Source organism: Streptomyces sp. B5E4, from assembly GCF_039871555.1.
Classification (GTDB): Bacteria; Actinomycetota; Actinomycetes; order Streptomycetales; family Streptomycetaceae; genus Streptomyces.
Genome location: NZ_JBDPMI010000022.1, coordinates 131492 through 141910 on the forward strand (window position 1 = coordinate 131492; position 10419 = coordinate 141910).

At 71.4% G+C, this 10419-nt stretch carries 9 protein-coding genes and 1 rRNA gene; 8 read left to right on the forward strand and 2 right to left on the reverse strand.

The window, feature by feature from the left end:
- The first annotated feature begins 103 nt into the window (after nucleotides 1–103).
- The 5 genes from rpsO (at nucleotide 104) to ABGA99_RS25420 (ending at nucleotide 5850) form a co-directional block, all read left to right on the forward strand.
- Nucleotides 104–391 (forward strand): 30S ribosomal protein S15, encoded by a 288-nt coding sequence (rpsO, locus tag ABGA99_RS25400; RefSeq protein ID WP_027743620.1) that lies wholly within the window; start codon nucleotides 104–106, stop codon nucleotides 389–391.
- Between the two features lie 407 nt (nucleotides 392–798).
- Entirely contained in the window at nucleotides 799–3030 is a 2232-nt protein-coding gene (locus ABGA99_RS25405) for a polyribonucleotide nucleotidyltransferase (RefSeq protein ID WP_347583493.1), read from the forward strand.
- Nucleotides 3027–4430, forward strand: coding sequence for a pitrilysin family protein (locus ABGA99_RS25410; protein ID WP_347580229.1), 1404 nt, complete (start codon nucleotides 3027–3029; stop codon nucleotides 4428–4430). The genes ABGA99_RS25405 and ABGA99_RS25410 overlap by 4 nt, the downstream gene beginning before the upstream one ends.
- A gap of 198 nt (nucleotides 4431–4628) precedes the next feature.
- Nucleotides 4629–5384: a 4-hydroxy-tetrahydrodipicolinate reductase gene (gene dapB, locus ABGA99_RS25415; protein WP_347583494.1), complete on the forward strand. Its 756-nt coding sequence runs from the start codon at nucleotides 4629–4631 to the stop codon at nucleotides 5382–5384.
- A gap of 22 nt (nucleotides 5385–5406) precedes the next feature.
- Nucleotides 5407–5850 (forward strand): hypothetical protein, encoded by a 444-nt coding sequence (locus ABGA99_RS25420; RefSeq protein WP_347583495.1) that lies wholly within the window; start codon nucleotides 5407–5409, stop codon nucleotides 5848–5850.
- Nucleotides 5851–5894: 44 nt separating this feature from the next.
- On the opposite strand, the gene ABGA99_RS25425 is transcribed toward ABGA99_RS25420, so the two are convergent.
- Nucleotides 5895–6464, reverse strand: coding sequence for a hypothetical protein (locus ABGA99_RS25425; RefSeq protein WP_347580226.1), 570 nt, complete (start codon nucleotides 6462–6464; stop codon nucleotides 5895–5897).
- Between the two features lie 102 nt (nucleotides 6465–6566).
- A complete protein-coding gene (locus ABGA99_RS25430) occupies nucleotides 6567–6812 on the reverse strand; it encodes a hypothetical protein (protein ID WP_347580225.1) in 246 nt (81 codons plus the stop codon).
- A gap of 345 nt (nucleotides 6813–7157) precedes the next feature.
- Between ABGA99_RS25430 and dapA the strand changes: the two genes are divergently transcribed.
- The 3 genes from dapA to ABGA99_RS25445 form a co-directional block, all read left to right on the forward strand.
- Entirely contained in the window at nucleotides 7158–8057 is a 900-nt protein-coding gene (dapA, locus tag ABGA99_RS25435; protein ID WP_347580224.1) for a 4-hydroxy-tetrahydrodipicolinate synthase, read from the forward strand.
- A 182-nt stretch (nucleotides 8058–8239) separates the two neighbouring features.
- Nucleotides 8240–9925 (forward strand): ribonuclease J, encoded by a 1686-nt coding sequence (locus ABGA99_RS25440; RefSeq protein ID WP_347580223.1) that lies wholly within the window; start codon nucleotides 8240–8242, stop codon nucleotides 9923–9925.
- A gap of 375 nt (nucleotides 9926–10300) precedes the next feature.
- A 16S ribosomal RNA gene (locus tag ABGA99_RS25445) occupies nucleotides 10301–10419 on the forward strand; the annotation flags it as partial.

The window sequence follows — 10419 nt, forward strand, 5'->3', positions numbered from 1 at the left end:
ACCCGGGTGAGGCGCCGCGACCGCCCCGCCTGCCGAGTCACCGCAGATTCCCTGTGACCAAAACCAGGGACGCTCGGCGGCGCCGACCCGAGGAGTGGGAAGCATGTCGCTCGACACCGCGACCAAGAAGAAGATCATGGCCGAGTACGCCACGAAGGAAGGCGACACCGGCTCCCCCGAGGTCCAGGTGGCGATGCTCACCCAGCGCATCAGCGACCTGACCGAGCACCTGAAGACCCACAAGCACGACCACCACTCGCGCCGCGGTCTGCTCCTGCTCGTCGGCCGCCGCCGCCGGCTGCTGCAGTACCTGGCGAAGAAGGACATCGCCCGCTTCCGTACGCTGGTCGACCGCCTCGGCATCCGCCGCGGCGCCGCCGGCGCCCGCTAGCCCGTACGAGGGAGCGGCTCCCGCACCGGGAGCCGCTCCCTCGGTGTATGCCCGGAGCGCTCCGATTTCGCCCGGACGCCGGGCCGGTCCGTCCGTACGGACCCTTACCGAACGGTTGCCAGCCAGCCGTCGAGACGCCGCCAGGGGGACTTGTACTCTGGTCGGCAGGACATCAGCACAGAGTGAATACGGGGAGCAACCGCCCGCAGCCGCCGGACCTGTGCCGACAGCGGGCGCCGGTCCTCGGTAGTGGCCTTCGGAGCACGCGACAGCGCGCACCCCGGTGGCTTCGATCGAAGACCGGCCCGGCCTACAGCCGCTCATCCGGCCCGAGCCTGCCGCGCGGGTGCTCCACCGCTCACGGCCCACGCCACACGGGCGTGGGCGCAGACGAGGAGAATTTCCTGGTGGAGAACGAAACCCACTACAGCGAGGCCGTCATCGACAACGGCTCGTTCGGCACCCGCACCATCCGCTTCGAGACCGGCCGGCTCGCCAAGCTCGCCGCCGGCTCCGCCGTCGCCTACCTCGACGACGAGACCATGGTTCTCGCGGCGACCAGCGCCTCCAAGCAGCCCAAGGACCAGCTCGACTTCTTCCCGCTGACGGTGGACGTCGAAGAGCGTATGTACGCCATCGGCAAGATCCCCGGCTCCTTCTTCCGCCGCGAGGGCCGCCCCAGCGAGGACGCCATCCTCACCTGCCGGCTCATCGACCGGCCGCTGCGCCCCTCCTTCAAGAAGGGCCTGCGCAACGAGATCCAGATCGTCGCCACCATCGAGGCGCTCAACCCCGACCACCTCTACGACGTGGTCGCCATCAACGCCGCCTCCGCCTCCACCCAGCTGGCGGGCCTGCCGTTCTCCGGCCCCATCGGCGGCACCCGCGTCGCCCTCATCCGCGGCGAGTGGGTGGCCTTCCCCACCCACGCCGAGCTGGAGGAGGCCGTCTTCGACATGGTCGTCGCCGGCCGCGTCCTGGACGACGGCGACGTGGCGATCATGATGGTCGAGGCCGAGGCCACCGACCAGACCGTCGAGCTGGTCAAGGGCGGCGCCACCGCGCCGACCGAGGAGGTCGTCGCCGCCGGTCTGGACGCCGCCAAGCCCTTCATCAAGACCCTGTGCAAGGCGCAGGCCGACCTCGCCGCCAAGGCCGCCAAGCCCACCGGCGAGTTCCCCGTCTTCCTCGACCACCAGGACGACGTGCTGCAGGCGCTCACCCAGGCCGTGCGCGACGAGCTGGCCCAGGCCCTCACCATCAGCAACAAGCTGGAGCGCGAGGCCGAGCTGGACCGCGTCAAGGACGTCGCCGCCGAGAAGCTGCTGCCGCAGTTCGAGGGCCGCGAGAAGGAGATCTCCGCGGCGTACCGCGCGCTCACCAAGGAGCTGGTGCGCGAGCGCGTCATCCGCGAGAAGGTCCGTATCGACGGCCGCGGCGTGACCGACATCCGGCCGCTGGCCGTCGAGGTCGAGGCGATCCCGCGGGTGCACGGCTCGGCGCTCTTCGAGCGCGGCGAGACCCAGATCATGGGCGTGACGACGCTGAACATGCTCCGGATGGAGCAGCAGCTCGACACCCTCAACCCGGTGACGCGCAAGCGCTACATGCACAACTACATCTTCCCGCCGTACTCCACCGGCGAGACCGGCCGCGTGGGCACCCCCAAGCGCCGCGAGATCGGCCACGGCGCGCTCGCCGAGCGCGCCATCGTGCCGGTGCTGCCGAGCCGCGAGGACTTCCCGTACGCGATCCGCCAGGTCTCCGAGGCCCTCGGCTCCAACGGCTCGACGTCCATGGGCTCCGTCTGTGCCTCGACGATGTCGCTGCTCAACGCCGGTGTGCCGCTGAAGGCCCCGGTCGCCGGCATCGCCATGGGCCTGATCTCCAAGGAGATCGAGGGCGAGACGCACTACGTGACGCTGACCGACATCCTCGGCGCCGAGGACGCCTTCGGCGACATGGACTTCAAGGTCGCCGGCACCAAGGAGTTCGTCACCGCCCTGCAGCTCGACACCAAGCTGGACGGCATCCCCGCCTCCGTGCTGGCCGCGGCCCTGAAGCAGGCCCGCGACGCCCGGCTGCACATCCTCGACGTGATGATGGAGGCCATCGACCGGCCGGACGAGATGTCCCCGCACGCCCCGCGGATCATCACCATCAAGATCCCCGTGGACAAGATCGGCGAGGTCATCGGCCCCAAGGGCAAGATGATCAACCAGATCCAGGAGGACACCGGCGCCGAGATCACCATCGAGGACGACGGCACGATCTACATCGGCGCCGCCGACGGCCCGGCCGCCGAGGCCGCCCGTACGATCATCAACGGCATCGCCAACCCGACGATGCCCGAGGTCGGCGAGCGCTACCTGGGCACGGTCGTGAAGACCACCTCCTTCGGCGCCTTCGTCTCCCTGCTGCCCGGCAAGGACGGTCTGCTGCACATCTCGCAGATCCGCAAGCTCGCCGGCGGCAAGCGCGTGGAGAACGTCGAGGACGTCCTCGGCGTCGGCCAGAAGGTCCAGGTCGAGATCGCCGAGATCGACCAGCGCGGCAAGCTGTCCCTCATCCCCGTCCTGGAGGGCGAGGAGAAGGACGGCGACGACGCCGGGAAGTCCGAGGACGAGTCCGCGAAGTGACCCTGCCCCGCAGCAGTCGGAAGGCGGCCCGCCCCCCGTACCGGGGGCGGGCCGTCCCCCGTCCGCGCTCCACCACCGCGACGCTCCTCGAAGGCTCCGACGGCTCCGACGGCGCCGGCACCGTACGCAAGACGGTGCTGCCCGGCGGACTGCGCGTGCTCACCGAGAGGCTGCCCGCCGTCCGCTCCGCGACCTTCGGCATCTGGGCGCACGTCGGCTCCCGGGACGAGACCCCCGCGCTCGGCGGCGCCACGCACTACCTGGAGCACCTCCTCTTCAAGGGCACCAGGACGCGCTCGGCCCTCGACATCTCCGCCCCCATCGAGGCGGTCGGCGGCGAGATGAACGCGTTCACGGCCAAGGAGTACACCTGCTACTACGCGCGGGTCCTCGACACGGACCTGCCGCTGGCCGTCGACATCGTCTGCGACATGCTCACCGGCTCCGTCATCCGCGCGGAGGACGTCGAGGCCGAACGCGGCGTCGTCCTCGAAGAGATCGCGATGACCGAGGACGACCCCGGCGACTGCGTGCACGACCTCTTCGCCCGCACGATGCTCGGCGACACCCCCCTCGGCCGCCCCGTCCTCGGCACCGTCGAGACCGTCACGGCGCTCACCCGCGACCGCGTCGCCCGCTTCTACCAGCGCCACTACGTGCCCACCCGGCTCGTCGTCGCCGCCGCGGGCAACGTCGACCACGACGACGTGGTACGCCGCGTGGCCGCCGCCTTCGACCGCGCCGGCGCCCTCGACGCCGCCGACGCCGCCCCGCACGGCCCCCGCGCCGGCAGCCGCACGCTGCGTACCGCGGGCCGCTTCGAGCTGCAGGAGCGCCGCACCGAGCAGACCCACCTCGTCCTCGGCGCCCCCGGCGTCGGCCGGCACGACGAGCGCCGCTGGGCGCTCAGCGTGCTGTCCGCGGCCCTCGGCGGCGGCATGAGCTCCCGGCTCTTCCAGGAGATCCGGGAAAAGCGCGGCCTGGCCTACTCCGTGTACTCGTACACCTCCGGCTTCGCCGACTGCGGCCTCTTCGGCGTCTACGCCGGATGCCGCCCCGCGCAGGCCGCCGACGTGCTCAAGCTCTGCCGCGAGGAGTTGGCGCTGGTCGCCAGGAACGGCCTGCCCGACGACGAGGTCGCCCGTGCCGTCGGCCAGTTGTGCGGCTCCCTGGTGCTGGGGCTGGAGGACACCGGCGCGCTGATGCACCGCCTCGGCAAGAGCGAGCTGTGCTGGGGCGAGCAGATGTCGGTCGACGACATCCTGGCCCGCATCCGCGCGGTCACCCCCGACGACGTCCGCGAGGTGGCCGCGACCGTCCTGGGGCGCCGCCCGTCCCTGTCCGTCATAGGACCGGTCACGGACCGCCAGGCCACCGCGCTGCGCGAGGCGGTGGCCTGAGGGAGCGGGGCGCCGGGCCCGCGCGGACACGGCGTAACGTGGGCGAGTGCCCGGGGCCGGGGCGAAATCCCGCCGGGTCCCGGGCGAGGCCCTCCCTCCCGCGCCGGAGGCGCGGAGCGGGGCCCGGGGGCGCCGCCCCCGGCTCGGGAAGAGGCGGGCAGGGGAACGACCCCCATCGACACCGGAGGTAGTACGCGCATGACCACCCAGCTCAAGGTCGGCGTCATCGGCGCCCGCGGCCGTATCGGCTCCGAGGCCGCCAGGGCCGTCGAGGCCGCCGAGGACATGCACCTCGTCGCCGCCGTCGACCGCGACGACGACCTCGCGGAGCTGACGAAGGCCGGCGCCGAGGTCGCCGTCGAGCTGACCCACCCGGACTCCGCTCCCGCGAACGTCGACTTCTGCGTACGCAACGGCATCCACGCCGTCGTCGGCACCACCGGCTGGACCGACGACCGCCTCGACGCGCTGCGCACCCGGCTCGCCGACAGCCCCGGCACCGGCGTGCTCATCGCCCCGAACTTCTCCCTCGGCGCCGTCCTCACCATGCACTTCGCCCGGCAGGCCGCCCGGTTCTTCGAGTCCGCCGAGGTCGTCGAGCTGCACCACCCGAACAAGGCCGACGCCCCGTCCGGCACCGCCACCCGCACCGCCCGCCTCATCGCCGAGGCCCGCCGCGAGGCCGGCCTGCCGCCGCAGCCCGACGCCACCGCCACCGCCCTGCCCGGTGCCCGCGGCGCCGACGTCGACGGGGTGCCCGTGCACTCCGTCCGGCTCCGGGGGCTCCTCGCCCACCAGGAGGTGCTGCTCGGCGACGCGGGGGAGACCCTGACCATCCGGCACGACTCGCTGCACCACAGCAGCTTCATGCCGGGCATCCTGCTCGCCGCCCGCCGGGTGACCGCGACCCCGGGCCTGACGGTCGGCCTGGAACACTTCCTCGACCTCGGCTGACGCCGCCGCCCGGACCCCGCTCATGCGCTCGAAGATCACGTACATCGTGCTGTCGGCCGTGCTGGTCGTGTACTTCTTCCTCGCCGGCACCCGCGGCTGGTACCTGCTGCGCGAGGGCACGCCGCTGACCGTCGCCTTCGGCGTCGCCGTGCTCGTGCTCCCCGCCATCGGCATCTGGTTCCTGTGGCACACCACCGCCTTCGCCCGCGCCGCGAGCGCGCTGGCGCGGGAGCTGGACGCCGAGGGCGGGCTGCCGGTCGACGAGCTGAAGCGCACCCCGAGCGGCCGTATCGACCGCGACTCGGCCGACGCGGTCTTCCGCCGCCGCAAGGCCGAGACGGAGGCGGCGCCGGAGGACTGGCGGAGCTGGTTCCGGCTGGCGGTCGCCTACCACGACGCGCGCGACACCCCGCGGGCGCGCAAGGCGATGCAGCAGGCGATCAGACTGCGCAGGACGGCGGGCTAGCAGGCGGCCGTACGCCCCGGGGCGGCACGGGCGCCTGCGGAGCGTCAGCGCAGCTCCGTCGCCCACGCCTCGACGGTGTCGGCCGCCCGGTCGAACGCCTCGGGGCGGCTGAGGAAGTCGGCGTTGGTGTCCGTCAGCAGGGGCCGCAGCGGCGCCCCCGCCCCGCCCCGCCCGCGCCGTCGCGCCGCCGGGACCACCAGGAGCGCCTGCCCCTGCACCGTACGCGGCAGGCCGAGCCACTTCACCGGCTGCTGCACGGTGCGTACGGCGGTGATCTCGTCCCACGACAGGGTGACGGTGTGGAAGAGGTGCACCTGCCGCAGCCCGTGCGCGCTCACCCACACCCCCACCCGCAGCAGCCGCAGCGCCGCCAGGATGAAGGCCACCGCCACGCCCGCGCACGTCAGCGCGCCCGTGACCGAGCCGGCGAGCAGCATGATGACGGTCGCGAAGAGGAGATACGAGGCGAGCAGCAGCTCGACGGCGGCCATGAGCACCCGCCAGGGTCCCGGACGGTAGGGCCGGCGCCAGCGGTCGCGGTCGGCGAACGGGAGGGACGCGTCGCCGGCGACGTCTCCGAAGTCGCGGTCGGCGGTCAGAAAGGGCAGTGGCACGCCTGCGAGGCTAGCGAGGCCCCGGCGGACCCACCACCCCGGGGGTGCGGACGGGGCACCCGATACGCCTGTGACGGCGGTGACGGGGCGCCGCGGGCGGCGTCAGGGGGTGCGCACCGTCTCCGTGTCCTGCGCGGACCCGGGGTCGTCCGTGAGCTGCATGGCCGGGATGCCGAACACCACGGCGCCGACCAGCCCCGCCACTATCAGCACGCCCACCAGCGCCCGCCCGGCGATCTCCCCGATCCCGGCGCGTTTCACGGGTGGCGGCACCGGGACGTCGCTGCGGAAGCGGTCTGCCTCCGCTATGAAGGCGAACGGAACGGGCTCACGCCGACGGCGAAGCATGCTGGGGCACCACCTCAGGGCTCGTGGGTTTGTCGATTCGGCTCCTGCCATCCGGACAACGTCGGCACGTCCCGTAAAGTGCCCAGATCCAGGGCCATGTGCCGAATACCTCTCAAAGGTACCCGGGTGCAGCCGGCACCCGGCGTGCCGACAGAGCCGGAGGGTGCACGAATGCCGTGGTGAAATGTCTGGAATGGTAGTTATCGCGAAGTTCGCCTAGGCTGAGGATACGAACCCGGTACTGCTTGAACCCCCGAGCAGGCAGTGCCGGGTTCTCCCGCGCCTGCCGCACCGCACGCCACCCAAGCGCGCGCTCCCGGCATTCTTACGAGTAGCGTGTCACTCATGGCTCCGACATCCACCCCGCAGACGCCCTTCGGACGGATGCTGACCGCCATGGTCACGCCGTTCACCCCCGACGGCGCCCTCGACCTCGACGGCGCCCAGCGACTCGCCGCCCACCTCGTCGACGCAGGCAACGACGGGCTGGTGCTCAACGGCACCACCGGCGAGTCCCCCACCACGAGCGATGCGGAGAAAGCCCAGCTCGTACGGGCCGTGGTGGACGCCGTCGGCGACCGCGCCCACGTCGTCGCCGGAGCCTCGACGAACGACACCCGGCACAGCATCGAGCTGGCCCGCGCCGCCCAGGACGCCGGCGCCCACGGTCTGCTGACCGTCACGCCGTACTACAGCAAGCCGCCGCAGCAGGGCCTCTACGCCCACTTCAAGGCCATCGCCGACGCCACCGACCTGCCCGTGATGCTCTACGACATCCCCGGCCGCAGCGGCGTCCCGATCAACACCGAGACCATGGTCCGGCTGGCCGAGCACCCCCGGATCGTCGCCAACAAGGACGCCAAGGGCGACCTCGGCCGCGCCAGCTGGGCCATCGCCCAGACGGGCCTGGCCTGGTACTCCGGCGACGACATGCTGAACCTGCCGCTGCTGTCCGTCGGCGGCGTCGGCTTCGTCTCCGTCGTCGGCCACCTCGTCACCCCCGAGCTGGTCGCCCTCGTCGAGGCGTACACCAGCGGCGACGTGGTCAAGGCCACCGAGCTGCACCAGCAACTGCTCCCCGTCTACACCGGCATGTTCCGCACCCAGGGCGTCATCACCGTCAAGGCGGCGCTCGCCCTGCGGCAGCTCCCCGGCGGCCCGCTGCGGCTGCCCCTCGTCGGACTCTCGCCGGAGGAGACCGAGCAGCTCAAGCGGGACCTCAAGGGCGGCGGCGTGCACGTATAGCCGTACGCGCCCCGGCCGTACGCGTCGCACCACCGCCGTCCTCACCGCCATCGAGACGTCACAACCGCATACCGAGAAATCCGCGGCGCGGCTTCAGGGAAGCCGCCGTCGCACGCATCCATGTGCGCCCCGCCCGGGCCCGCCGCCGGGACCCGGCCGGTGCGCATGGTGAGGAGAGACCTTTGAGCCATCCCCATCCCGAACTCGGCCCGCCCCCCGTACTCGCGGAGGGCGCCCTGCGCGTCACGCCGCTCGGCGGACTCGGCGAGATCGGCCGCAACATGACCGTCTTCGAATACGGCGGCCGCCTGCTGATCGTCGACTGCGGCGTCCTCTTCCCCGAGGAGGAGCAGCCGGGGGTCGACCTGATCCTTCCCGACTTCTCCACCATCAGGGACCGCCTCGACGACATCGAGGGCATCGTCCTCACGCACGGCCACGAGGACCACATCGGCGCCGTGCCGTACCTGCTCCGCGAGAAGGCGGACATCCCCCTGATCGGCTCCAAGCTGACCCTCGCCCTCATCGAGGCCAAGCTCCAGGAGCACCGCATCCGCCCGTACACCCTCCAGGTCGCCGAGGGCGGCAGGGAGCGCATCGGGCCCTTCGACTGCGAGTTCGTCTCCGTCAACCACTCCATCCCGGACAGCCTGGCCGTCGCCGTCCGCACCCCCGCGGGCGTCGTCGTGCACACCGGCGACTTCAAGATGGACCAACTGCCCCTCGACGGCCGCCTCACCGACCTGCCCGCGTTCGCGCGCCTCGGCGAGGAGGGGATCGATCTGCTGCTCGTCGACTCCACCAACGCCGAGGTCCCGGGGTTCGTGGCGCCGGAGAAGGACATCTCCGGGGTGCTGCGGGGAGTGTTCGCGGCGGCGCAGCGGCGCATCATCGTGGCGAGCTTCGCGAGCCACGTGCACCGCATCCAGCAGGTCCTGGACGCGGCGCACGCGTACGGCCGGAAGGTCGCCTTCGTCGGCCGCTCCATGGTCCGCAACATGGGCATCGCCCGCGACCTCGGCTACCTGCGCGTGCCCGCCGGCCTCGTCGTCGACGTGAAGACCCTCGACGATCTGCCGGACCGCGAGGTCGTCCTCGTCTGTACGGGCTCGCAGGGCGAGCCGATGGCGGCCCTGTCCCGCATGGCCAACCGCGACCACCAGATCCGCATCGTCGCCGGCGACACCGTCATCCTCGCCTCGTCCCTGATCCCGGGGAACGAGAACGCCGTCTACCGCGTGATCAACGGCCTCACCCGCTGGGGCGCGAACGTCGTCCACAAGGGCAACGCGAAGGTCCACGTCTCGGGCCACGCCTCGGCCGGCGAACTGCTGTACTTCTACAACATCTGCAAGCCGCGCAACGTCATGCCGGTCCACGGCGAATGGCGCCACCTGCGGGCCAACGCCGAACTCGCGGCGGCGACAGGCGTCCGCGCCGACCGCATCGTCATCGCGGAGGACGGCGTGGCCGTCGACCTCGTCGACGGAGTCGCCAAGATCTCCGGCAAGGTCCAGGCGGGATACGTGTACGTCGACGGCCTCTCCGTCGGCGACGTGACGGAGTCCTCGCTCAAGGACCGCCGGATCCTCGGCGAGGAGGGCATCATCAGCGTCTTCGTCGTGGTCGACAGCACGACGGGCAAGATCGTCGGCGGCCCCCATCTCCAGAGCCGTGGTTCGGGGATCGAGGACGCGGCGTTCCGGGACGTCATCCCGAAGCTGGAGGAAGCCCTCGCCAAGTCCGCCTCGAACGGCGTCGCCGAGACGCACCAGCTCCAGCAGTTGGTCCGGCGGACGGTGGGCAAGTGGGTCTCCGACACGTTCCGCCGCCGCCCGATGATCCTCCCGGTCGTCGTCGAGGTCTGACGACTCAGGAGAGCCGTCCCGCTCCACCCGGCCCGGCCCCAACCCCCGCCTCGGACGTTGCCCCAGGCGGGGGTTGGGGCCGGGGGCGATTTGCACGGCGGCCGAACGTCCAGTAGGTTTACGTCACCGCCCGATGAGCCCGTGGGCCGTCGCGCCCGCTCAACTGGGCGCGAGGGGCGGTCATTTCAACCCCCAGGAAGCTGTTAGGGTTGGAACACACCGAAGGGAAACGCCCGGAGAGGCCCGGAAGGGTTTTGAAGGAAGTGTCCGTTCTTTGAGAACTCAACAGTGTGCCAAGTAATCGATGCCAAGTGTTTGATGTAGTGACACAGCAGTAGCGAGGCAGACTCGTTTCTGTGATGCATCATGTATGCATTTACGGAGAGTTTGATCCTGGCTCAGGACGAACGCTGGCGGCGTGCTTAACACATGCAAGTCGAACGATGATCCGGTTTCGGCCGGGGATTAGTGGCGAACGGGTGAGTAACACGTGG